The organism is Ruegeria sp. AB8 (assembly GCF_056542605.1).
This window is the reverse complement of sequence record NZ_JBQGAB010000002.1, coordinates 271793-292954: the sequence shown is the minus strand read 5'-3', so window position 1 is coordinate 292954 and position 21162 is coordinate 271793. Positions and strand designations below refer to the sequence as shown.

Genomic DNA, 21162 nt, shown 5'->3' with positions numbered 1-21162 from the left:
GATGACGATTGAAGTTCGTGTTCCCACGCTTGGCGAATCCGTCACAGAAGCCACAGTCGCAACATGGTTCAAGAAACCCGGCGACGCCGTGGCAGTGGACGAGATGCTGTGTGAACTGGAAACCGACAAGGTGACAGTTGAAGTACCCTCGCCCGCCGCAGGCGTGATGGGCGAGATTGTAGCGGCAGAGGGTGAAACGGTTGGCGTGAACGCCCTGCTGGCCACCATTACCGCCGGTGAAGGCACCGCCCCTGCGCCAGCTGCGGCCGCCCCGGCTCCGGCGGCAGCGCCGGCAGCATCCGGAGGCAGCGTCGACGTGATGGTCCCGACTTTGGGCGAGTCCGTTACCGAAGCAACCGTATCCACCTGGTTCAAGCAGGTTGGTGACAGCGTGGCGCAGGACGAGATGCTGTGTGAGCTGGAGACCGACAAGGTGTCTGTCGAGGTCCCGGCCCCGGCAGCCGGCGTTCTGGCCGAAATCGTGGCGCCCGAAGGGTCGACCGTGGACGCAACCGCGAAACTGGCGGTGATCTCGGGTGCGGCCGCTGGCACGGCGCCCGCACCGGCTGTTGCTGCCGCTGCGGCTGCTCCGGCGGCGGCCAGCGCTGGCAAGGACGTTGCAAACGCGCCGTCCGCCGAGAAGGCGATGGCCGAGGCCGGTCTGTCCTCCGATCAGGTCACGGGCACGGGCCGCGATGGCCGCATCATGAAGGAAGACGTGGCAAAAGCTGTTGCAGCGGCTACAGCCCCAGCGCCTGCGGCGGCTGCGTCCGCCCCCGCTGCCCAGGCCCCGCGCGCACCGGTCGCCGCCGAGGACGAGGCCCGCGAGGAGCGCGTGCGCATGACCCGTCTGCGCCAGACCATCGCCAAGCGCCTGAAGGATGCACAGAACACCGCCGCGATCCTGACCACCTATAACGAGGTGGACATGACCGAGGTGATGGCCCTGCGCAACCAGTACAAGGAGCAGTTCGAGAAGAAGCACGGTGTGCGGCTTGGCTTCATGTCCTTCTTCACCAAGGCTTGCTGCCACGCGCTGAAAGAGGTTCCGGAAGTCAACGCCGAGATCGACGGCACCGATATCGTCTACAAGAACTTCGTGCACATGGGGGTTGCCGCCGGCACGCCTCAAGGTCTGGTTGTTCCGGTCATCCGCGACGCTGACAGCATGTCCTTTGCCGCGATCGAAAAAGCCATCGCCGAAAAGGGCAAGCGCGCCCGTGACGGCAAGCTGTCGATGGCCGAAATGCAGGGCGGCACCTTCACCATCTCGAACGGTGGTGTCTACGGCTCGCTGATGTCGTCGCCGATCCTGAACCCCCCGCAATCGGGTATTCTGGGCATGCACAAGATCCAGGACCGTCCGATGGTCATCAATGGTGAGATCAAGATCCGCCCGATGATGTATCTGGCGCTGTCCTACGATCACCGGATCGTTGACGGCAAAGGCGCCGTGACCTTCCTTGTACGTGTAAAAGAGGCGCTGGAAGATCCGCGCCGCCTGCTGATGGATCTGTAATCATGGCGACACATGTACTCTGGCAGGCCGATGTGGCCGATTTCGATGCCTGGCTGAAAGTGTTCCGCGAGGATCTGCCGATGCGCAAGGCCGCGGGCATCCGCGACCTTCATGTCTGGCGGGACCCCGATCAGAAGGATCACGCAATTGCAATGTTCGAGGTGGTGGATCTGAACAAGGCGAGGGATTTTTTCGGATCCGAGGAACTGGCCATGCATCACGAGCGCGGCGGCATTGCCCATATCACGATCAAGCTGTTGGAACCCGTCTAAGGACGAACATGCCCCGACCCGCCGATGCCGGGTCGAGCGGCCACCGGGCGATCCGGTCGAGTTAGGAGAATATTATGGCAAATTATGACGTCATCGTAATCGGCGCCGGACCCGGCGGCTATGTCTGCGCCATCCGCTGCGCTCAGCTGGGGCTGAAAACCGCCGTGGTCGAAGGCCGCGAGACGCTGGGCGGTACCTGTCTGAACGTGGGCTGCATCCCGTCAAAGGCGCTGCTGCATGCCAGCCATCAGCTGCACGAGGCCGAGCATAACTTTGCCAAGATGGGCCTGAAGGGCAAATCTCCATCGGTCGATTGGAAGCAGATGCAAGTCTACAAGGACGAGGTGATCGAGGGCAACACCAAGGGCATCGAGTTCCTGTTCAAGAAGAACAAGATCGACTGGCTGAAGGGATGGGGTTCGATCCCCGCTGCCGGTCAGGTCAAGGTGGGCGATGAGGTGCATGAGGCCAAGAACATCATCATCGCCTCCGGCTCCGAACCGTCTGCTCTGCCGGGTGTCGAGGTCGATGAAAAGGTCGTCGTGACATCGACAGGAGCGCTGTCGCTGGGCAAGATTCCGAAGAAGATGGTCGTCATCGGCGCCGGCGTGATCGGGCTGGAACTGGGCTCGGTCTACGGCCGCCTGGGGGCCGAGGTGACGGTGATCGAATTCCTCAAGGAAATCACGCCGGGCATGGACCCCGAGGTTCAGAAGACCTTTCAGCGCATCCTCAAAAAGCAGGGCCTGAAATTCGTCATGGGGGCGGCAGTCCAGAAGACCGAAGCCACCAAGACCAAAGCCAAGGTGACCTACAAGCTGCTCAAGGACGACAGCGAACACGTGATCGAAGCCGATACCGTGCTGGTCGCCACCGGGCGCAAGCCGTACTCGGATGGATTGGGACTGGACGCTCTCGGTGTTGAGATGACGCCACGCGGCCAGATCAAGGTTGGGGCTGACTGGCAGACCAATGTGCCGGGGATCTATGCCATCGGTGACGTGACCGAAGGCCCGATGCTGGCGCACAAGGCCGAAGACGAAGGCATGGCCGCCGCCGAGCAGGTTGCAGGCAAGCATGGGCACGTCAACTATGGTGTCATTCCCGGCGTGATCTACACCTGGCCCGAGGTGGCCAATGTGGGCGAGACCGAAGCGACCCTCAAGGAACAGGGCCGCGCCTACAAGGTCGGCAAGTTCATGTTCATGGGCAATGGCCGCGCCAAGGCGAATTTTGCTGCCGATGGATTTGTCAAAATCCTCGCCGACAAGGACACGGACCGAATTCTGGGCGCGCATATCATCGGCCCGGCTGCCGGCGATCTGATCCACGAGGTCTGCGTGGCGATGGAATTTGGTGCCTCGGCCGAAGATCTGGCCCTGACCTGCCATGCCCACCCCACCTATTCCGAAGCGGTGCGCGAAGCAGCACTGGCCTGTGGCGACGGTCCGATACACTCGTAGGGATCCACCAGCCTGAACCAAGGGATGCGAGGCTCTGCCTCGCGCTCCGGGATATTTGGGGCCAGATGAAGTTCGGATCCGCTCTTCATCTGGCTGAAAGTATCCCGGGGGAGTCGCGCGGTACGCGCGGCGGGGGCAGAGCCCCCGTTACCACATGGTTTTTGCCGCGCGGGCGCCCCATTCACGATCGTAGTCCGCGCCGCCTTCCTCGCCATCTGACGCTTCGGCCAGCATTTCGCCAATCGTTGGCAGATCGGTGCTCTCGCCCATGCCAGCCCAAGTTCCGGCCCGCATCAGGGCGCGGGCGCATTGGGTGTAGATTTCGTCTATTTCGATGACAATGACGGTTGTCGGGGTCTTTCCGAGTTTTTCAAACCCGTCACGCATTCCGGTATCTGCGGTCAGGCGCGCGGTGCCGTTCAGCCGAACGACGTTGTTCGACCCCGGCACCATAAACATCAGCGAAACGCGCGGGTCGCAGACGATATTGCGCAAGGAATCCAGCCTGTTGTTTCCACGCCAATCCGGAAGCGCCAGAGTTTTGGCGTCAAGCTCCAGCACCACGGGGCCATCATCGCCACGCGGGCTGCCATCGACACCTTCGGGGCCCACCGTGCTGAGAATACAAAGGCGTGAAGCCATGATCCATTTCCGGTAAAGCGGTGTCAGATGGCGCACCACCTTGCGCAAGGACGGCGCGCCGGGTTTGCCATAAAGCGCCTCAAGCGCGGCTATGTCGTCAATGAACTCCATCCGGATCAAACCCCACTTCCCGCATCAAACTGTTCGACCGCGTCTCGATCTCCTGTTCCAGCCGGTCCAGAAATTCGTCCCGGGCCACACCCGGTTCGATCTGATCCAGGAAATCGACAATTGCAAGGCCGGGCTTGCGCATGATCCCGGAGCGGGGCCAGAAAACGCCCGCATTGGTGGCTACCGGAACACATGGGAACCCGAGACCTTCATATAGCACCGCGGTTCCGACCTTGTATGGTTTCTGAACGCCCGGCGCGACACGGGTGCCTTGCGGGTAGATCACCAATTGTCCGGGTTCGGTGAATTCCTTTGCAACGTCCTTGACCATCTTCGCTACGGCCGCGCCCCTTTTGCCGCGGTTGACCGGAATGCACCCCAAGCGGCGGGCATACATGCCAATGATCGGGGTCCACAGAAGCTCTCGTTTCATGATGAACTTGCCGTGGGGGATGGCGCTGAAGATCATGATGATGTCGAGGAAGGACTGGTGCTTGGCGCCGATGACGACTTCGTCATGGGGGGGTGATCCGCGCACCTCGCAGCGGATGCCGACCATCCAGCGGGCCAGCCAAATCGTGCTGCGGGCGTAGGTCTTGCAGGCCTGCAATGCGCCGCGTTTGGTGAACAGGGCATAAGGCGCGAATACAATGCCAAGGATCAACATCCAGGCATAGATTGTGATCATGAAGATCAAAGAGCGAATCCATTGAAAACCTGTTCGCATCAGGAAAGCTCCTTTAGTTTTCTGCGGGCGGCGCTCCAGGTCGCGAAGAACGCAACCGTAGCACCCAGAAGCGGGATGACGGCCGGCAGCAACCATCCTGCCCCCTGAAAGCCGAGCCCGGTCAGAAACCCGCCCGCATCCGAGGTTTCGGGCAGCAGTGACACGCCGATCATTCCAAACAGTGTTCCGATCCCGGCCCCCAGCAGCGCCCGATAGGTAAAGCGGCGAACGAAGGCTCCGGCGATGAAACGGTCGCGGGCACCGACCTGGCGTAGGACCTCGATGATCCGGGCGTTGGCGGCCAACGAGGCATTGGCGGCCAGCGTGATCATGGCGGCGGTTGCACCGCCGATCAGCAGAATGGAAATCCAGCCCAGTCGCCGCACCGACATGGCCGCGTCAACCAGCGGCGCGCGCCAGCGCGTGTGGTCATCCAGAACCGCTCCAGGCACCTCGGCGCTCAGTCGGAGGCGCAGCCCGGCGGCATCCAGCCCCGGTTCGCCTTCGATAATCTCGATCAGTTGCGGCACGGGCAGCGTATCCAGTGGCAGATCGGGTCCGAACCATGGCGATAGCAGAGCGGCCTGTTCCTGATCCGTCAAGGCGCGGGCCGAGGCGACTCCAGGGGTCTGGCCAAGGACGGTCAGGGCGGCTTCGGTCTGGGCCGCAAGCTGTCCTGCAGGGGCGTTGATGCGCAAGGTGGCGGCACCGGCCAGTTCCGACGCCCAGCGATCCGCCACGCGGCCCGAAGCCAGCGACAGGGCCAGCGCAAATACCGCCAGAAATCCCATCGCGCCCGAGACGAACAGGGTCAGATGCGCGGTATACCCTGTGGGCGGAACCACCCGGTCGGCGCGTTTGTCGCGCGACAGCAGGTTGCGGATGGTGCCATTGCTCATAGATCGGCCCCCGCGAGCTGCAGCTTGCGCTGCGAGATCCGCAGAACACGCGCCTGTACCTGGCTTTTGGCGGCGCGGATCAGGCTGAGGTCATGGGTCGCGATCAGCACCGTTTTGCCCATCCGGTTCAGTTCGACCAGCAGGCGCAGCAGGCGCTGCGACATTTCCCAGTCCACATTGCCGGTGGGTTCATCCGCCAGCACCACATCCGGCGACAGGATCACCGCGCGGGCCAGCGCGGCGCGCTGGCGTTCGCCGCCCGACAGTTCCGGCGGATGCGCCTCAAGCCTTGATCCAAGCCCGACCCAGCTCAGCAGTTCTGTCAGATTGTCCTGTTCGGCCGTTTCGGCCCGCCCCGAAACCATCAGCGGCAGGGCCACGTTTTCCGCCAGTGTCATGTGGTCGAGAAACTGGCAATCCTGATGGACCACGCCGATCCGGCGACGCAACAGGGCCATCTGGTCGCGGTCCAGCCGGGCAATATCGCTGTCAAACGCGCTGAGACGACCGGATGTCGGCAACAGAGCGCCGTAGCATAGTTTGAGGAACGTGGTCTTGCCCGCACCCGAAGGACCGGTCAGAAAGTGGAAGGACCCCGGCGGCAGCTGAATCGACACGTCGCTCAGCAGTTCGCCGTCGCCATAGGTGTAGCTGACATTCTCCAGCTCGATCACAAGGTGCGCCCCCAGTTTTTTCTGCCGCTCTTCTTGCCCGAGCGCGGTTGCGGTTTCAATGCCTGCACCGGGTCGATTTGGTGACACTTGACCCGTGAAACCGAAATCGCCCTTTGCTGTTGGGTCTTAACGGAATATGGTTTCTTAAAAAACTACTATCAGGCCGATCAATCGGCCAGGAGGCAGCATGCGTCTTACGTGTCCCAATTGCAGTGCCCAGTATGAAGTTCCGGATGAGGTCATTCCGGAAGAAGGCCGCGACGTTCAGTGTTCCAATTGTGAAGAGACGTGGTTTCAGGCGAAGAACCCGGCTGAAGCAGCCTCTGCGCCCGAACCGGCAGCGCCGGATGCTGCAACCGATGAGGCGCCCGAGCCCGCATCGCCGCCAGCCGACGACTTGAACGAGCCCGCAGAGGCGCAGCCTGCCGAGGCCAAAAGCGGTGTCGACCCCTCTGTCGCCAGCATCCTGAAGGAGGAGGCAGCCCGCGAGGCGGAATTGCGGGCCAAGGAAGGGGGCGGCCTTGAAAGCCAGCCTGATCTTGCGCTGGAACCGGTCGCCAAACCGGCGCCTGCGACGCAATCCGTTCCCGTGGAAACCGCCGCCGATGCGGGGCAGAAAGACGCTTTGCCGGATGTCGAGGCGATCAATTCCAGCCTGCGCAGCGATGAGGTGAACGCGTCCGATACCGACGATCAGCCCGCGCCGCGCAAATCGGGCGGCTTTCTGCGGGGATTCTCACTGATCCTGATCATCGGCGTTCTTCTGTTTCTGGTCTACGGCAACGCGCAGCAGATCAGTGAAGCTGTTCCGCAGGCCGACCCTGTTCTGAAACCCTATGTCTCGCTGGTGGATCAGGCGCGTGTCTGGCTTCAGGCGCAATCCGGGGCGGTTCAGAACTGAGCCGCGCAAAACCAAGCGTCAGAAACGTTCCAGCAAGCGTTTGAGGTATTCCAGCTCGATCTTGGGCCGATCGGATTCACCGGTGCGGCGGCGGATTTCGTCCAGCAGTTCACGCGCGCGGCGATAGACGTCTTCCCCCTGCAACAGGTTGTCGTCGGTCGAGATCGACCCGGCAGCACCCGGGCTGCGGCCCAGCGGGTCACGGTTGTTGGCCTCCATGTCGCCTTCCTGCGAGCCCTGTCCCGGTTGGTTCTGTTGGTTCTGCGCCAGCGCCTCGCCCAGCGAGCGCATGCCCTCGCGCAGGGCCTCCATCGCTTCGGACTGTCGGTCAATGGCTTCGGCCAGATCGTCGCCGCGCAGGGCGTCTTCCGCTTCGTCCATGGCGCGACCGGCGCGGCCCAGCGCCTCGCGCGCCGCTTCACCTTCGGCGGTTCCGGCACCCGGCAAGCCCTGTTCCTGACGTCTGAGTTCCTCGCGCAGGGCCTGCTGGCGGTCTGCAAGCGATCCCTGGCCCTGTTGTCCGCCGCCGGCCTGATCGTCCGAGCCGTCACCCTGACCGCCCTGGCCTTCATGGCTCTGGCCCCGGCCCAGGCCACCGGAACGGCCTTCGTTGCCGCGGCTTTCGCCGGCCTGCGCACCGGGGTTGAACTGTTCCTGTAAATCCCGGAACGCCTGATCGCTGAGGCCCTGCTGTTCGCGCAGGGTTTCCGCAAGCCCTTCCATGGCCTGTTGACCCTCGGACTGTCCGCCCTGCCCCTGTCCTTGGGTCACGCGCATGTTTTCCATCATCTGCTGGAACTCTTCCAGCGCCTGCTGCGCCTCGGCCATGCGGCCCTGTTCCATCAATTCCTGAATGCGGTCCATCATCCGCTGCAGATCGTCCTGTGTCATCTGCAGAGACTCGCCATTTGGGCCTGTCTGGTTCTCACCACCTTCACTGTTTTCCTGCGCCAGCCGCTGAAGCTGTCGCATGTAATCCTGCGTGGCTTCGCGCAACTCCTGCATCAGCTCGGCGATTTCCTCGTCACTGGCCCCATTCTTCATCGCCTCCGTCAGGCGCTCCTGCGCGCGGCGCATGCGTTCCAGCGCATCGGCCAGAGTGCCATCTTCGATCAGCACGGCCAGATCCCACAGGGCCTGGGCTATCTCGGCCTGCTGATCCGGCTTCAGGCCATAATCGGTGAACGTCTCCAACCGGCGCAGCACGACCCGAAGCCTCAGATAGGCGGTGTCGGACCGAAACAAATCCTCGGGGCGGTGGGACACGGCGCGCAGAACTTGCGCAATGCGCGGCGCATTGGAACGGGCCCACAACAGGTCACGCCGTTGTTCAATCACCGCGGCAGCCAGCGGGTCGAAGAAACGGCGCGCAGGTAAGGCGGTCTTATAGGGATCGGACCAGGTTTCCTGATCGGCGGCATCCCGTGCCATCAGGGTTATCGTGACCGGTAGGTGCGCCCAGGGATGTTCCGAGAAATCCTCGATCAGGTCTTCCGTGAAATCGGCCCGGTCGCCGGTGATCGGCATGGGCAGTTCAACAGTCACGGCTTCGCGCGGTTCAGGGTCTGCAGTCAGGCCAAAGCGGCGATCAACCGAGGCCAGATCAAGTTCGATCAATGCGGTGCCCGAGACCACGCCATAATCATCGCTTGCCGCAAAGGGCAGTTTCATCTGACCACCCGCCTCGGCTTCGGCCACATCGGTCACCGCAATCTGCGGCGCCGCGTCGGCAAGCAGGTTCAGCGCCCATTCGCGCCCTGCGGGGCCTTCGATCTTCAATTGCCCTGAATGTTCGGCCACGAAATCCTGTTCGGGATTGGTCTCGGCCTCGGCCCCCAAAAGAGACGTGGTCTCGGTCAGGCTATGTGCCCCGACTTCACCATAAAAGCGCAACGTGATGCGGCTGCCCTGTGGAAGCGTCAGATCGGGGGCCGGCTGATCGGCCAGATAGAGCGTCGGCAGACCGGTGTATCTGGGCGGTTCGATCCAGCCTTCCCAGCTTGGCCCCTGCCCCGCTGTCGCGGTACCGGGCGTCATCTCGGCCACGGATCCGATACGCCAGAACGACCCGAACAGGGTTGCGATCACCAGCGCCAGAAGCGCTGCATAGCGCAAGGCAAATGGGTCGCGGTCTGCCAGCCGAAGGTCAGGCTTTACGGGTTCGGCCTGCGCCACCTTTTGTGCCATGCGTTTCTGGTGTGCCTGCCACAGGGCGACCGAGGCCGCGTCCATGGAGCCGATGGCCTGATCGTCCACCAAGGCCTGGATCGGGCGTCCCGGCAGTGTTTCATCCAGCCTCACCAACGCCTCGGCGCGTGTCGGCAGATGGAATCGCCTGACCCCGAACATGAGCGCAGAAAGCAGTCCGATCAGCGCGACACTGCCCGCCGCCCAGACAAATTCGACACTGACAAGATCCTGCAGACCCAACATCAGAGCGGCCAAAATGGCCATCAAAATCGAAAAAAACGGCCAAAACGCGCGCAAAACCCGCTCGGCCAGCATCCCTGCGTGCGTCAGCCACAGGGACAGCCGGGGAATAGGCAGGTTTGATCTGTCGCTCAAGGCGGGCCTCCTGATCAGGCCCGTGCGATCATCGCGTCAGAGCCATGGGGGTATGGTATCGCGGTTTATGATTTCGTCAAAGCTTGGGCGTTCACGAATAACCGCAAATTGATCCCCATGCACCAGAACCTCGGGGATCAGGGGACGGGTATTGTATTCGCTGGCCATCACCGCACAATAGGCCCCGGCGCTGCGGAACGCGACCAGATCACCGGCGTTCAGCGGCGGCATATCGCGCTGCTTGGCAAAGGTATCACCGGTTTCGCAGACCGGGCCCACGATGTCATAGGGTTGCTGTTCGACCCCCGGCGCGGGTTCATGAACGGCGACAATGTCATGATACGCCTCGTACATTGCGGGGCGGATCAGGTCGTTCATGGCGCCGTCAAGGATCAGGAAATCGCGACCCTCGCCGGATTTCACATAGATCACCTTGCTGACCATCAGCCCGGCATTTCCGGCAATCAATCGGCCCGGCTCGATCTCGATCTCGCAACCCAGATGGCCCAGCGTTTTCTTGATCAGTGCACCGTATTCCACCGGCAGTGGTGGTGCGTCATTCGAGCGGGTGTACGGAATGCCGAGGCCACCGCCCAGATCGAGGCGACGAATATCGTGCCCTTCAGACCGCAGCTTTTTGGTCAGCTCCGCCACTTTGGCGTATGCCAGTTCGAACGGCTCAAGCTCGGTCAGTTGTGAGCCGATATGAACGTCGATGCCAATCACCTCCAGCCCGGGCAGGCTGGCAGCATGGGCGTAGACTTCGGAGGCGCGCGCAATCGGGATGCCGAACTTGTTCTCGGACTTGCCGGTCGCGATCTTGGCGTGGGTTTTGGCGTCGACGTCGGGGTTCACCCGCACTGTGATCGGCGCCACAACGCCCAGCTCCAGCGCGACGGCATTGATCACCTCCATCTCGGGCTCGGATTCCACATTGAACTGGCGGATGCCACCGGTCAGTGCGGTGCGAATTTCATCCGCCGTCTTGCCAACGCCCGAAAACACGATCCTGTCGCCCGGCACACCGGCTGCCTTGGCGCGCAGGTATTCCCCGCCCGAGACCACGTCCATTCCCGCACCGGCTTGCGCCAGCGTTTTCAGAATCGCCTGATTGCTGGCCGCCTTCATCGCGTAGCAGACAAGGTGGTCGGTGCCCTCAAGCGCGTCATCGAACAGCTGAAAGTGCCGCAGCAATGTCGCGGTGGAATAGACGTAGAACGGCGTTCCGACCGCGGCTGCAATCTCGGAAATCGGGACATCCTCGGCGTAGAGCGCGCCGTCGCGGTAGAGAAAGTGATCCATGACTGCGCGCTTAGACCAAAAAGGGCATTCGGAGCAAATGATTCCGGCGGAACCCTTATTTTGTCGTCGAAATTCCCACGCGGCCATACCCCGAGATGGAAATGCCCGAACCTCTGGGTTCCGCCGCCGGTTCAGAGCGCGGTTTGTAGTTTGGGTCGCAAGCTGCAAGGGCGGCCAGCGAAAGGATCAGAAGGAAGGTTTTCATCAAGAGTTTTTCGTTCTTTCGTTCGGCCGGTCAGACACCAAAGAACACACCGACGGGGCCGCGCCAGAACCCGACGCCTGCGCCGACGTGAACGCCATTTGATCCGACACCGACACTGGCGCTCATGGTTGGGGTGGTCGGCTCGCCGTCCGCACCGCACCCGGCCAGAGCAACTCCGACCGCGATCAGCATGAGGATGCGCATGACTTGTTTCACACCAGTCCCTTCCATCGCTCGGCCTGGGCGCGGACCTGATCCGGTGCCGTGCTGCCATAGGACTGACGTGAGTTTACCGAATTTTCGACGGTTAGGACAGAATAGACATCATTCGTGATATCGGCATGGACAGACTGCATATCCTCAATGGTCAGATCGGGCAGGTCGCAGCCCTTGCTTTCAGCCATAGCCACAAGCGCGCCGGTGACGTGGTGGGCGTCGCGGAACGGCAGGCCCAGAACGCGCACCAGCCAGTCAGCCAGGTCGGTGGCGGTCGAAAAACCGGAACCGGCGGCTGCGGCAAGACTGTCGCGGTTGGCGGTCATGTCCTTGACCATGCCCTCCATCGCCGCCAGCGCCAGCATCCAGTTGTCGGCGGCATCAAAGACCTGCTCTTTGTCTTCTTGCATGTCCTTGGAATAGGCCAGCGGCAGACCCTTCATCACCATCATCAGAGCAGTGTTGGCCCCGAAAATGCGTCCCACCTTGGCGCGGATCAGTTCCGCCGCATCCGGGTTCTTCTTTTGCGGCATGATCGACGATCCGGTCGAGAACCGGTCGGACAGCGTCACAAACCGGAACTGGGCCGAGGACCAGATTACCAGCTCCTCGGCAAAGCGCGACAGATGCACGGCACAGATCGAGGCGGTCGAAAGGAATTCCAGCGCGAAGTCGCGGTCGCTGACCGCATCCAGCGAGTTCGCCGCGGGGCGGTCAAAACCGAGCGCCTCGGCCGTCATGTGCCGGTCGATCGGGAAAGAAGTGCCCGCAAGCGCGGCGGCACCCAGCGGCGATTCGTTCATCCGGGCTCGGGCGTCGCGCACGCGGGATAGATCGCGGCCAAACATCTCGACATAGGCCATCATGTGGTGACCCCACGTCACTGGCTGCGCGGTTTGCAGATGGGTAAATCCGGGCATGACCCAGTCCGCCCCGGCCTCGGCCTGCGCCAAAAGCGCGCGGATCAGGGCCAGCAACCCGGTTTCCGCCGCGTCCAGCTGATCGCGGACCCAGAGTTTGAAATCGGTTGCCACCTGATCGTTACGGCTGCGGCCCGTGTGCAAACGGCCTGCGGGCTCTCCGATTACTTCCTTCAGGCGCGCTTCGACATTCATGTGGATGTCTTCCAGCGCGGTCGAGAACTCAAACTCACCCCGTTCAATTTCTGACAAAACGGTGAGCAGCCCTTCCCGAATGGCCTGCGCGTCACTATCAGTTATAACGCCCGTGGCAGCCAGCATGGCGGCATGGGCGCGCGAGCCTGCGATGTCCTGGGCTGCCATCCGCTGATCGAACCCGATCGAGGCGTTGATCGCCTCCATGATCGCGTCTGGTCCGGCGGCAAAGCGGCCGCCCCACATCTGGTTCGAGGATTGATCGGTCATGTTGGAAAACCCGGAGTTGATATGCGCCTGTTACGTCTGATCCCCCTTTATATGGCCCTTGCGCTGGGTGCAAATGCGGCTTTGGCCAGTGATGCCGAAACTCTGGCGCCGCTGCGGGACGGCAGCCTGAAACGGCTGATCCTGCACAAGGAACCCAAACCGGCCAAGACCATCGAGTTCCAGTTGGAAGACGACGGCGGGGTCGGCACACTTGAAGATTACGCCGGCAAATATGTGCTGGTGAATTTCTGGGCCACCTGGTGTGCGCCCTGTCGCAAGGAAATGCCCCAGATTGCAGAGTTGCAGGAAGAATTTGGCGGCGACAAATTTCAGGTTCTCACCCTGGCCACCGGTCGAAACACCCCTGCCGGGATCAAGAAGTTCTTCGACGAGAACGGAATCGTCAACCTTCCGCGCCATCAGGACCCCAGCCAGGCCGCCGCGCGTGAATTCGGCATCATCGCCTTGCCGATCACCGTCATCCTGAACCCCGAGGGACAGGAAATCGCGCGCCTGATCGGGGATGCGGAATGGAACTCGGACAGCGCCAAGGCGATCATCGCGGCGCTGGTCGGCACAGAGGGTGAAAGCTGAAAAAGACCATCGGTACAATCCGGTAATGTAGGCCCGTCCATTTCAATCTCGTGATATACTGTACCCGCCCCTCCTGTTGGGCGGGGCAGTTTGCGTTTTGGGAATGGAGGTGACGATGAGACCTGTGGTTTTGCTGATTGGACGCTTGCCGAATGTGATCGGGGATGTCGCGCAGCAACTGGATCACCTGCCGATTCAATGGCTGGGTGCACATGACCCTGAGGAGGTGCGGCGGCAACTGGACGCCGAACCCCGGATCGCATGCGCCATCATGGGTGCGGGGCTGGATGACAAGGTACGGGGTGAAATGGTTGGCATTATCGCCTCCCGCCGTCCGGATATCTGCATTCACCTGAAAGACCGCACATCGGGTCCCGAAGGTTTGGTTCCGTTCGTCCGGCGCGTGGTGCAGCATGAAATCCTGGAAAGTCTGGAAAAAGGCTGACGCGACGCCACCTTTGACAGTCCGTTATCCGCCTTGCAACTTGTCGGCGGGAGGACGGAATGCCGCTTGAAATCCTGCTGGTTCTGGTGGTCGGCGGTATCGCCGGAATTACCCTGTTGCTGCATGCGACGGGCAAATCCCGTTTGCGCCTGCTGACATCGGACACGGCGCGGTCGGAATGGCTGCGACATGCCCCGGAGGACTACATCATTGATGTCATGATTGCCCATGACGGCCATACGGCGCTGATCCGCACGGACGCTGGCAAGGGGCTTTTGTGGTCGTTCGGTGCGGATACCGTGGCGCGGCATTTGCTTGATTTCGACTGGATGGACCATCCCAAAGGCATCGAGGTTCAGTTTCATGATTTCAGCACCCCACGCGTAATCCTCAGCCTTGATGACAGCGAACGCCAGCACTGGCGTCTGATGATGGACCCTTCATGACCGACCAATTGAGCTTTCCCGACGCCGTGCAATGGGCCGTCCCGTTCTTCATCGCCGCCATTCTGGCCGAGTTCCTGTGGATCGCCATCAAGGGCCGCGGTGGGCGGTATGAGACGCGCGACGCAGTGACCTCGCTGGTCATGGGCGCGGGCAACATCGCCTCGGGCTTTATGCTGGGCTTCATCGCATACGCCTTTTTCATGTGGCTGTGGCGGATCACGCCGCTGGACCTTGGCACCTCGATCCAGGTGATTATCCTGTGCTTCGTGCTGGATGACCTGCGCTATTACTGGGTGCACCGGTTCGGCCACCGCATCCGCTGGGTCTGGGCCAGCCATGTGAACCATCACAGTTCGCAGCATTACAACCTGACCACGGCGCTGCGGCAGACCTGGACCTATACGTTCACCTTCATGATGGTGGTGCGCGCGCCGCTGATCCTGCTGGGGTTCCACCCCGCGATGGTGCTGTTCGTCGGCGGGCTGAACCTGATCTATCAGTTCTGGATTCACACCGAAGCCATCAGCAAAATGCCGCGTTGGTTCGAGGCGGTGATGAACACGCCCAGCCATCACCGCGCGCATCATGGCCGCAATGCGCGTTACCTGGATTGCAACTATGCCGGTGTCTTCATCATCTGGGACAAGATGTTCGGTACTTTTGTACCGGAACAGGATGATGACCGAGTCGACTATGGGCTGGTGCATAATATCGGCACGTTTAACCCGCTGCGCGTGGCCTTTCACGAATGGGTCGGCATCTGGCGCGACACGACGCAGCCCGGGCTGACATGGCCGCAGCGCCTGGCCTATTGCTTTGCGCCGCCGGGCTACAGCCATGACGGAAGCCGGAAGAATTCTGAGCAGATCAAGGCCAGCCATCTGGCCCGACATCCCGAAGATCGCGGAACGCCCGGATTTGAACATCTCGAGGAATTTCTGCCCGCAAAACAGGCGGAACAATCCTGAGCGCAACGACTACCTTACGCTGAATACTTGAAATTATTGGCCCGGGCTTCATATTAGAACGATGTTTTGATTTAGCGTGCCCGGAGGCCATTATGTCTCGTACAACGACCCTTTATACTGTTTTTGGCCTGACCGGCCTTGTCCTTGCCATGCTGACAGCCATTGGCGGAGGACCTTCGGTATTCCTGGGTTTGGGCTTTGCAATGATGACGCTGGGCCTTCTTGGGGCCCTGATCGGCGCAGCAACCACATTGCGCCAGACCAGCCGATCGGCCAAGTGATCCCCGGCACATAGCAGCTTTTACGCTTCTGTCTCGATTAACGTCAGATTCACTTCTTTGCTCTGATATGGGCATCAGACCCCTATCAATTTTACGCAAGGATTGGGCGTGCCCATGCGGGACAGGAAACTGGCTGATCTGCCGGAAGGCGCGGACAATCCGCTGAACGCGGCGGTGGCTTCGCGCGATTTGTCGACGGTGCAAATGGCGACGGAGGCGGTGAAACACAAGCAATGCAAGCTGGCCTTTCAGCCGGTCATGCAGGCCAATGCCCCCCACGGCGTGGCGTTCTACGAAGGGTTTATCCGGGTGCTGGACGAAACCGGGCGGGTCATTCCCGCGCGCGAGTTCATGCCCGAGGTTGAAAACACGCCAATCGGGCGCGAGCTGGACTGTGTCGCGCTTGAAATGGGTTTGCGCACCCTGACGCGCAATCCGGGGATCCGACTGTCGATCAACATGTCGGCCCGCTCGATCGGTTACGCCCGCTGGTCGCGTATTCTTGAGCGGTTCATGAAAAATGACCCCGCTCTGGGTGAACGCCTGATCCTGGAAATCTCGGAAAGTTCGGCGATGCAGGTACCGGAACTGGTGGTCGATTTCATGGATCGTCTGCAGGCCCGCGGCATCGCCTTTGCGCTGGACGATTTTGGCGCCAGCAACTTTAGCTTTCGCCACTTTCGCGAGTTTCTGTTCGACGCGGCCAAGATCGACGGACAATTCGTGCGTGGTGTCAGCACGAACCCCGACAATCAGGCGCTGGTCAGAGCCCTGATCGCGGTTGCCTGCGAATTCGAAATCCTCGTGACCGCCGAATCGGTCGAAACCAAGCAGGATGCCGAGTTTCTGGTGGCCAGCGGTGTCGATTGCCTGCAGGGCTTTCTGTTCGGCGCGCCTTCGGTCAAACCGACGTGGAAAGCGGAAAAGACACAGGAGACAGGGACTTAACACCTGCCGCAACACATTTCAGCCTACGACCTGCCGCCCTGAGACAAGCTGCCCGTTGCTGCGCGTGCAGCATTGCGATATCCAAATGGTGCTGGAGCGGGGATCACGGGGCGCTCTTGATTGCAGGGGGATCCTCTACGATCTGCGCCGTCACATTTCCCACAGGACCATGACGGTAAAGGATTAATCGAATGACCAACGTAGTAATCGCATCCGCCGCACGTACCGGTGTCGGCAGCTTTGGCGGCTCGTTTGCCAACACCCCCGCCCACGATCTTGGGGCCGCTGTGCTTGAGGCCGTTGTCGAACGCGCGGGAATCGACAAAAGCGAGGTTAGCGAAACCATCATGGGCCAGGTTCTGACCGCCGCTCAGGGCCAGAACCCCGCGCGCCAGGCGCACATCAATGCCGGCCTGCCGCAAGAAAGCGCGGCCTGGGGCATAAACCAGGTCTGTGGCTCGGGCCTGCGTGCCGTTGCTCTGGGCGCACAGCACATCCAGCTGGGCGATGCCGACATCGTCACCGCCGGCGGCCAGGAAAACATGACCCTTTCGCCCCATGCTGCCGCCCTGCGCGCCGGTCACAAGATGGGCGACATGAAATACATCGACACGATGATCCGCGATGGTCTGTGGGATGCCTTCAACGGTTATCACATGGGTCAGACCGCTGAAAACGTCGCCGAGAAGTGGCAGATCAGCCGCGACATGCAGGACGAATTCGCCGTTGCCTCGCAGAACAAGGCCGAGGCCGCGCAGAAGGCCGGCAAGTTCGCCGACGAGATCACGCCGTTCACCATCAAGACCCGCAAGGGCGACATCGTGATGGACAGCGACGAATACATCCGTCACGGCGCGACCATGGAAGCCATGGCCAAGCTGCGCCCTGCCTTCACCAAGGACGGTTCTGTCACCGCGGCAAACGCCTCGGGCCTGAACGACGGCGCGGCCGCAACCCTGCTGATGTCTGCTGAAAACGCCGAAAAGCGCGGGATCGAGCCGCTGGCCCGTATCGCATCCTACGCCACTGCCGGTCTGGACCCGTCGATCATGGGCGTGGGCCCGATCTACGCGTCGCGCAAGGCGCTGGAGAAAGCCGGCTGGTCGGTAGACGATCTGGATCTGGTCGAGGCGAACGAAGCCTTTGCCGCGCAGGCCTGCGCCGTGAACAAGGACATGGGCTGGGACCCGTCGATCGTGAACGTGAACGGCGGCGCGATTGCCATCGGCCACCCGATCGGTGCCTCGGGCTGCCGTGTTCTGAACACGCTGCTGTTCGAAATGAAGCGCCGCGACGCGAAGAAGGGTCTGGCAACCCTGTGCATCGGCGGCGGCATGGGTGTCGCCCTGTGCGTGGAGCGCGACTAAGTGCGTTGAGAACCAAATAGAAAAGGGCGTCCCACGGACGCCCTTTTTTGTTACAATCAAGCCTTACACCGTAGCTGCGACAATTTCGCTGAGCAGAAAAGCAAAGACCTGAACGAAACGATATTGCGCACCATTCTCTCTCAGAGTAACAGAATTACCAAGCCGACTAAATTTGGAGGACTCCTAAATGGCACGTACAGCACTCGTAACCGGCGGCTCCCGCGGCATCGGCGCAGCAATTTCCAAGGCGCTCAAGGCCGAAGGGTACAACGTTGCAGCCACCTATGCGGGGAATGACGAAGCCGCCGCGAAATTCACTGAGGAAACCGGTATCGCCACCTATAAGTGGAACGTCGCCGACTATGACGAGTCCAAGGCGGGTATCGAAAAGGTCGAGGCCGAAGTTGGCCCGATCGACATCGTTGTGGCAAATGCCGGCATCACCAAAGACGCCCCTTTCCACAAGATGACGCCTGAGCAGTGGCATCAGGTGATCGACACTAACCTGACCGGCGTGTTCAACACCGTGCACCCGGTCTGGCCCGGCATGCGCGAGCGTAAGTTTGGCCGCGTGATCGTCATCAGCTCGATCAATGGACAGAAGGGCCAGTTCGCGCAGGTGAACTATGCCGCAACCAAAGCGGGCGATCTGGGCATTGTGAAATCGCTGGCGCAGGAAGGTGCACGTGCGGGCATCACCGCCAACGCCATCTGCCCGGGCTACATTGCCACTGAGATGGTGATGGCTGTTCCTGAAAAAGTCCGCGAATCGATCATCGGTCAGATCCCGGCCGGTCGTTTGGGTGAGCCCGAGGAAATCGCGCGCTGCGTGGCGTTCCTGGCATCGGACGATTCCCAGTTCATCAACGGCTCGACCATCTCGGCCAACGGTGCGCAGTTCTTCGTCTGATCAAGAGCGATTGCAATTTTGAACGGGCCGGTCCAAATGGGCCGGCCCTGTCAATTTCAGATTCCCGAAGAGGCTGCCCCATGACCAGAATGCGCGCAACGGCCATTGGTTTTATTGCTGTGCTGCTGTGGTCCCTGCTGGCCCTGTTCACGGTCGGCTCGACACCGACACCACCGTTGCTGCTGAACGCCGTCTGCTTTTCAATCGGCGGCACCCTGGGCCTGATCTGGACCTGGGCCACCGGCGGAATGCAACAACTTGGGCGCGTACCCTGGACAACCTATCTGTTCGGAACGCTGGGTCTGTTCGGCTATCACGCCCTGTATTTCTCGGCACTGAGGATGGCCCCCGCGGCCGAGGCGGGTCTGATCGCCTATCTCTGGCCTTTGCTGATCGTGCTGCTGTCGGGGCTGTTGCCCGGCGAGCGGTTGCGCATCGGGCATCTGATTGGTGCCTGCTTCGGTTTCGCGGGCGCGGCGCTGATCATTGCCGGTGGCGGCAGCACCGGGTTTCAGGTGCAACACCTGCCCGGATATGCGCTGGCACTGATGTGCGCGTTGACCTGGTCGGGCTATTCCGTTCTGTCCCGGCGTCTGGGCGATACACCCACCAGTTCGGTTGCCGTTTTCTGCATGGCCGCGGCAATTGCCTCGGGCGCGCTGCATCTTGCCGTGGAAGAAACGCTCTGGCCCGCGACCGCATTCGGCTGGGCATCGATCCTTGCCCTGGGTCTGGGACCAGTCGGGCTGGCGTTTTATGTTTGGGATATCGGGGTCAAGCGGGGCGACATTCAGATACTGGGCACCGCGTCCTATGCGGCACCATTGCTGTCTACGCTTGCGCTGGTTCTGGCCGGGATCGCCGCCCCGTCCTGGGGTCTGGCGGTCGCGGCGCTGTTGATCACCGGCGGGGCCACAATTGCGGCGCGGGCCAGTCTGAAGTCCTAGTTCGCCCTGCCCTGAACTTGCATCGCCAATAACCTGTCGCGCCTTTGGTGCTTTCGGGACATTGGCGATACAGAGTGATTCAGGTCAGGTGCTGGACGCTTTAATTGGACAGGCGTTCGATCTCTTCCTTCAGCTTGAGCTTCTGCTTTTTGAGCTGCGCAATATGGAGATCATCAATTCCTGGCGAGCGTTGGGCTTTTTCCACTTCGAGACCGAGACTTTCGTGTTTTTTCTTCAGTTCCGTCAGATGTGCGCTCACGCTCATGGCGATCCTCCTTAGTTGGATGTCTGAGTATTACATGGGAAGTTGACCACATCGTTTCCAGCCTGTCACGCCGCAGACGCACAGAATCTGTCACAAATCCGACAAATTCGGCCGGTCACCGCCTATCAATCCGAAAATCCGGGCAGCGCGGCCCCGTTCCGCAGCACCGAAGTTACCTGGGGCGTATAGCTCTCACCGTCCCTCTCGTGCCGTGCGCCTTGGTGCAGGATCAGCGGGGAATGGAGCTGGAAGGCAGCGCGCCCCTCTTTCCGCGCGCGCAGAATGACCAGTTCGGCGTTTCGGGTCGCGCGCGGCGTCAGCGGCAGGACCTCGACTGAACCCAGTCTGCCGGCACAGGCCGACAACATGTCCGGCAGGCGTTCGGCCTTTTGGATCATGTGCAGATAGCCGCGCGGGGCAAGTCGCCTGGCGGCCACGCCGATCCAGTCCGACAGCGGTGTCTGCTCGCCCAGCGCCACCTGTCGCCCCGGATCCTGCGCCGGGCTGTGTGCGCCGGGGCGGTAATAGGGCGGGTTGGCGATAATGTGATCGAACTGTCTTTGCCTCAGATCATCGGGCAGATCGGTCAGGTTTGCCTGTATCACTTCCAGCGGCACATCGTTCTCTGCGGCGTTGCGCCGCGCCAGATCGGCGTAGGCGGGTTGCAATTCGACCCCCGTCAGGTGCAGGCCCGGCACGCGGGCGGCAAGGCAGAGGATGGCGGCGCCTGCCCCGCAGCCAAGCTCCAGCACGGTTTGGCCCGCCGTGGCTGGAACCGAGGCCGCCAGCAGAACCGGGTCAACACCTGCGCGATAGCCAGACAAAGGCTGCCACAGCCGCACGCGTCCGCCGAGGAACTCGTTGCAGCTCAGCTCGCTGTCGGAGAACCCGCTCATCGGCCTAAGGGGATGTCGTTGTCACGCATTACCCGTTCGGCGCGGATCAGGTCGTCGGCGCGCACCATCAGGCGGCGGGGGAAAATTCCTATACCGCCTTCGAGGATGCTCATATTTACGTCCATCTGAAAGCAGTCTATATCCTCGCCTTCAAGGAGAGCGGATGCAAAGGCCAGGATTGTCGGATCGGTGCTGCGCAATAGTTCTTCCATGG

The 21162-nt window shown here is 61.5% G+C and carries 25 protein-coding genes; 13 read left to right on the top strand and 12 right to left on the bottom strand.

What is annotated here, in order from left to right; genetic code table 11:
- Position 1 precedes the first annotated feature (1 nt).
- The 3 genes from odhB to lpdA all read left to right on the top strand — a co-directional run bounded on the left by odhB (position 2) and on the right by lpdA (position 3254).
- Complete coding sequence (gene odhB, locus ACR0CG_RS03605; RefSeq protein ID WP_480522877.1) at positions 2-1519, top strand: 2-oxoglutarate dehydrogenase complex dihydrolipoyllysine-residue succinyltransferase; 1518 nt, start codon at positions 2-4, stop codon at positions 1517-1519.
- Positions 1520-1521: 2 nt separating this feature from the next.
- Positions 1522-1791 carry a hypothetical protein gene (locus ACR0CG_RS03600; RefSeq protein WP_480522876.1) on the top strand — a complete coding sequence of 90 codons (270 nt, stop codon included), beginning with the start codon at positions 1522-1524 and terminating at the stop codon, positions 1789-1791.
- Positions 1792-1865: 74 nt separating this feature from the next.
- On the top strand, positions 1866-3254 hold the full coding sequence (lpdA, locus tag ACR0CG_RS03595; protein ID WP_480522875.1) for a dihydrolipoyl dehydrogenase: 1389 nt from the start codon (positions 1866-1868) through the stop codon (positions 3252-3254).
- Positions 3255-3401: 147 nt separating this feature from the next.
- Here the strand turns inward: lpdA and ACR0CG_RS03590 are convergent, their stop codons facing one another.
- Genes ACR0CG_RS03590 through ACR0CG_RS03575 form a run of 4 tightly spaced genes read right to left on the bottom strand, consistent with a single transcriptional unit; the run spans position 3402 to position 6307 of the window.
- Entirely contained in the window at positions 3402-4007 is a 606-nt protein-coding gene (locus ACR0CG_RS03590; RefSeq protein ID WP_480522874.1) for a pyridoxamine 5'-phosphate oxidase family protein, read from the bottom strand.
- Positions 3994-4734 carry a lysophospholipid acyltransferase family protein gene (locus ACR0CG_RS03585; RefSeq protein ID WP_480522873.1) on the bottom strand — a complete coding sequence of 247 codons (741 nt, stop codon included), beginning with the start codon at positions 4732-4734 and terminating at the stop codon, positions 3994-3996. Before ACR0CG_RS03585 ends, ACR0CG_RS03590 begins: the two co-directional genes overlap by 14 nt.
- Positions 4734-5633: a cell division protein FtsX gene (locus tag ACR0CG_RS03580; RefSeq protein WP_480522872.1), complete on the bottom strand. Its 900-nt coding sequence runs from the start codon at positions 5631-5633 to the stop codon at positions 4734-4736. The genes ACR0CG_RS03585 and ACR0CG_RS03580 overlap by 1 nt, the downstream gene beginning before the upstream one ends.
- The gene (locus tag ACR0CG_RS03575; RefSeq protein WP_170679786.1) at positions 5630-6307 is read right to left on the bottom strand and encodes an ATP-binding cassette domain-containing protein; all 678 of its coding nucleotides are present in this window, start codon (positions 6305-6307) and stop codon (positions 5630-5632) included. Before ACR0CG_RS03575 ends, ACR0CG_RS03580 begins: the two co-directional genes overlap by 4 nt.
- A gap of 187 nt (positions 6308-6494) precedes the next feature.
- On the opposite strand from ACR0CG_RS03575, the gene ACR0CG_RS03570 reads away from it, so the two are divergent.
- Positions 6495-7208 carry a zinc-ribbon domain-containing protein gene (locus ACR0CG_RS03570; protein WP_480522871.1) on the top strand — a complete coding sequence of 238 codons (714 nt, stop codon included), beginning with the start codon at positions 6495-6497 and terminating at the stop codon, positions 7206-7208.
- A gap of 18 nt (positions 7209-7226) precedes the next feature.
- Here the strand turns inward: ACR0CG_RS03570 and ACR0CG_RS03565 are convergent, their stop codons facing one another.
- The 5 genes from ACR0CG_RS03565 to argH are packed head-to-tail and all read right to left on the bottom strand — an operon-like array spanning position 7227 to position 12881.
- A complete protein-coding gene (locus tag ACR0CG_RS03565; RefSeq protein WP_480522870.1) occupies positions 7227-9773 on the bottom strand; it encodes a TIGR02302 family protein in 2547 nt (848 codons plus the stop codon).
- 36 nt (positions 9774-9809) lie between these two features.
- Complete coding sequence (lysA, locus tag ACR0CG_RS03560; protein ID WP_480522869.1) at positions 9810-11075, bottom strand: diaminopimelate decarboxylase; 1266 nt, start codon at positions 11073-11075, stop codon at positions 9810-9812.
- A 55-nt stretch (positions 11076-11130) separates the two neighbouring features.
- On the bottom strand, positions 11131-11280 hold the full coding sequence (locus ACR0CG_RS03555; RefSeq protein WP_170614389.1) for a hypothetical protein: 150 nt from the start codon (positions 11278-11280) through the stop codon (positions 11131-11133).
- 30 nt (positions 11281-11310) lie between these two features.
- Positions 11311-11484 (bottom strand): argininosuccinate lyase, encoded by a 174-nt coding sequence (locus ACR0CG_RS03550; protein ID WP_170614388.1) that lies wholly within the window; start codon positions 11482-11484, stop codon positions 11311-11313.
- An 8-nt stretch (positions 11485-11492) separates the two neighbouring features.
- Positions 11493-12881 (bottom strand): argininosuccinate lyase, encoded by a 1389-nt coding sequence (argH, locus tag ACR0CG_RS03545; protein WP_480522868.1) that lies wholly within the window; start codon positions 12879-12881, stop codon positions 11493-11495.
- A gap of 21 nt (positions 12882-12902) precedes the next feature.
- Between argH and ACR0CG_RS03540 the strand changes: the two genes are divergently transcribed.
- The 9 genes from ACR0CG_RS03540 (at position 12903) to yddG (ending at position 19787) form a co-directional block, all read left to right on the top strand.
- Positions 12903-13475 carry a TlpA disulfide reductase family protein gene (locus tag ACR0CG_RS03540; protein WP_480522867.1) on the top strand — a complete coding sequence of 191 codons (573 nt, stop codon included), beginning with the start codon at positions 12903-12905 and terminating at the stop codon, positions 13473-13475.
- 115 nt (positions 13476-13590) lie between these two features.
- Positions 13591-13920 carry a hypothetical protein gene (locus tag ACR0CG_RS03535; protein ID WP_480522866.1) on the top strand — a complete coding sequence of 110 codons (330 nt, stop codon included), beginning with the start codon at positions 13591-13593 and terminating at the stop codon, positions 13918-13920.
- A gap of 59 nt (positions 13921-13979) precedes the next feature.
- Positions 13980-14366 (top strand): hypothetical protein, encoded by a 387-nt coding sequence (locus ACR0CG_RS03530; protein WP_480522865.1) that lies wholly within the window; start codon positions 13980-13982, stop codon positions 14364-14366.
- Complete coding sequence (locus ACR0CG_RS03525; protein WP_480522864.1) at positions 14363-15334, top strand: sterol desaturase family protein; 972 nt, start codon at positions 14363-14365, stop codon at positions 15332-15334. Before ACR0CG_RS03530 ends, ACR0CG_RS03525 begins: the two co-directional genes overlap by 4 nt.
- Positions 15335-15426: 92 nt before the next feature.
- The gene (locus ACR0CG_RS03520) at positions 15427-15615 is read left to right on the top strand and encodes a hypothetical protein (RefSeq protein WP_170614382.1); all 189 of its coding nucleotides are present in this window, start codon (positions 15427-15429) and stop codon (positions 15613-15615) included.
- A gap of 114 nt (positions 15616-15729) precedes the next feature.
- Positions 15730-16563 (top strand): EAL domain-containing protein, encoded by an 834-nt coding sequence (locus ACR0CG_RS03515; protein ID WP_480522863.1) that lies wholly within the window; start codon positions 15730-15732, stop codon positions 16561-16563.
- A gap of 191 nt (positions 16564-16754) precedes the next feature.
- Positions 16755-17930 carry an acetyl-CoA C-acetyltransferase gene (locus ACR0CG_RS03510; protein ID WP_480522862.1) on the top strand — a complete coding sequence of 392 codons (1176 nt, stop codon included), beginning with the start codon at positions 16755-16757 and terminating at the stop codon, positions 17928-17930.
- Between the two features lie 187 nt (positions 17931-18117).
- Complete coding sequence (gene phbB / locus ACR0CG_RS03505; protein WP_170614379.1) at positions 18118-18840, top strand: acetoacetyl-CoA reductase; 723 nt, start codon at positions 18118-18120, stop codon at positions 18838-18840.
- A gap of 80 nt (positions 18841-18920) precedes the next feature.
- Entirely contained in the window at positions 18921-19787 is an 867-nt protein-coding gene (gene yddG / locus ACR0CG_RS03500) for an aromatic amino acid exporter YddG (RefSeq protein ID WP_480522861.1), read from the top strand.
- 100 nt (positions 19788-19887) lie between these two features.
- Here the strand turns inward: yddG and ACR0CG_RS03495 are convergent, their stop codons facing one another.
- The 3 genes from ACR0CG_RS03495 to ACR0CG_RS03485 form a co-directional block, all read right to left on the bottom strand.
- Positions 19888-20052, bottom strand: coding sequence for a YdcH family protein (locus ACR0CG_RS03495; protein WP_170614377.1), 165 nt, complete (start codon positions 20050-20052; stop codon positions 19888-19890).
- A gap of 125 nt (positions 20053-20177) precedes the next feature.
- Positions 20178-20948: a tRNA1(Val) (adenine(37)-N6)-methyltransferase gene (locus tag ACR0CG_RS03490; protein ID WP_480522860.1), complete on the bottom strand. Its 771-nt coding sequence runs from the start codon at positions 20946-20948 to the stop codon at positions 20178-20180.
- Entirely contained in the window at positions 20945-21160 is a 216-nt protein-coding gene (locus ACR0CG_RS03485; protein ID WP_170614375.1) for a putative signal transducing protein, read from the bottom strand. The genes ACR0CG_RS03490 and ACR0CG_RS03485 overlap by 4 nt, the downstream gene beginning before the upstream one ends.
- Between the last annotated feature and the right edge of the window lie 2 nt (positions 21161-21162).

Coding starts and splice junctions, on each gene's coding strand:
- odhB (WP_480522877.1), top strand. CDS start 2: ATGACGATTGAAGTTCGTGTTCCCACGCTTGGCGAATCCGTCACAGAA.
- ACR0CG_RS03600 (WP_480522876.1), top strand. CDS start 1,522: ATGGCGACACATGTACTCTGGCAGGCCGATGTGGCCGATTTCGATGCC.
- lpdA (WP_480522875.1), top strand. CDS start 1,866: ATGGCAAATTATGACGTCATCGTAATCGGCGCCGGACCCGGCGGCTAT.
- ACR0CG_RS03590 (WP_480522874.1), bottom strand. CDS start 4,007: ATGGAGTTCATTGACGACATAGCCGCGCTTGAGGCGCTTTATGGCAAA.
- ACR0CG_RS03585 (WP_480522873.1), bottom strand. CDS start 4,734: ATGCGAACAGGTTTTCAATGGATTCGCTCTTTGATCTTCATGATCACA.
- ACR0CG_RS03580 (WP_480522872.1), bottom strand. CDS start 5,633: ATGAGCAATGGCACCATCCGCAACCTGCTGTCGCGCGACAAACGCGCC.
- ACR0CG_RS03570 (WP_480522871.1), top strand. CDS start 6,495: ATGCGTCTTACGTGTCCCAATTGCAGTGCCCAGTATGAAGTTCCGGAT.
- lysA (WP_480522869.1), bottom strand. CDS start 11,075: ATGGATCACTTTCTCTACCGCGACGGCGCGCTCTACGCCGAGGATGTC.
- ACR0CG_RS03555 (WP_170614389.1), bottom strand. CDS start 11,280: ATGAAAACCTTCCTTCTGATCCTTTCGCTGGCCGCCCTTGCAGCTTGC.
- ACR0CG_RS03550 (WP_170614388.1), bottom strand. CDS start 11,484: ATGCGCATCCTCATGCTGATCGCGGTCGGAGTTGCTCTGGCCGGGTGC.
- argH (WP_480522868.1), bottom strand. CDS start 12,881: ATGACCGATCAATCCTCGAACCAGATGTGGGGCGGCCGCTTTGCCGCC.
- ACR0CG_RS03540 (WP_480522867.1), top strand. CDS start 12,903: ATGCGCCTGTTACGTCTGATCCCCCTTTATATGGCCCTTGCGCTGGGT.
- ACR0CG_RS03535 (WP_480522866.1), top strand. CDS start 13,591: ATGAGACCTGTGGTTTTGCTGATTGGACGCTTGCCGAATGTGATCGGG.
- ACR0CG_RS03530 (WP_480522865.1), top strand. CDS start 13,980: ATGCCGCTTGAAATCCTGCTGGTTCTGGTGGTCGGCGGTATCGCCGGA.
- ACR0CG_RS03525 (WP_480522864.1), top strand. CDS start 14,363: ATGACCGACCAATTGAGCTTTCCCGACGCCGTGCAATGGGCCGTCCCG.
- ACR0CG_RS03520 (WP_170614382.1), top strand. CDS start 15,427: ATGTCTCGTACAACGACCCTTTATACTGTTTTTGGCCTGACCGGCCTT.
- ACR0CG_RS03515 (WP_480522863.1), top strand. CDS start 15,730: ATGCGGGACAGGAAACTGGCTGATCTGCCGGAAGGCGCGGACAATCCG.
- ACR0CG_RS03510 (WP_480522862.1), top strand. CDS start 16,755: ATGACCAACGTAGTAATCGCATCCGCCGCACGTACCGGTGTCGGCAGC.
- phbB (WP_170614379.1), top strand. CDS start 18,118: ATGGCACGTACAGCACTCGTAACCGGCGGCTCCCGCGGCATCGGCGCA.
- yddG (WP_480522861.1), top strand. CDS start 18,921: ATGACCAGAATGCGCGCAACGGCCATTGGTTTTATTGCTGTGCTGCTG.
- ACR0CG_RS03495 (WP_170614377.1), bottom strand. CDS start 20,052: ATGAGCGTGAGCGCACATCTGACGGAACTGAAGAAAAAACACGAAAGT.
- ACR0CG_RS03490 (WP_480522860.1), bottom strand. CDS start 20,948: ATGAGCGGGTTCTCCGACAGCGAGCTGAGCTGCAACGAGTTCCTCGGC.
- ACR0CG_RS03485 (WP_170614375.1), bottom strand. CDS start 21,160: ATGGAAGAACTATTGCGCAGCACCGATCCGACAATCCTGGCCTTTGCA.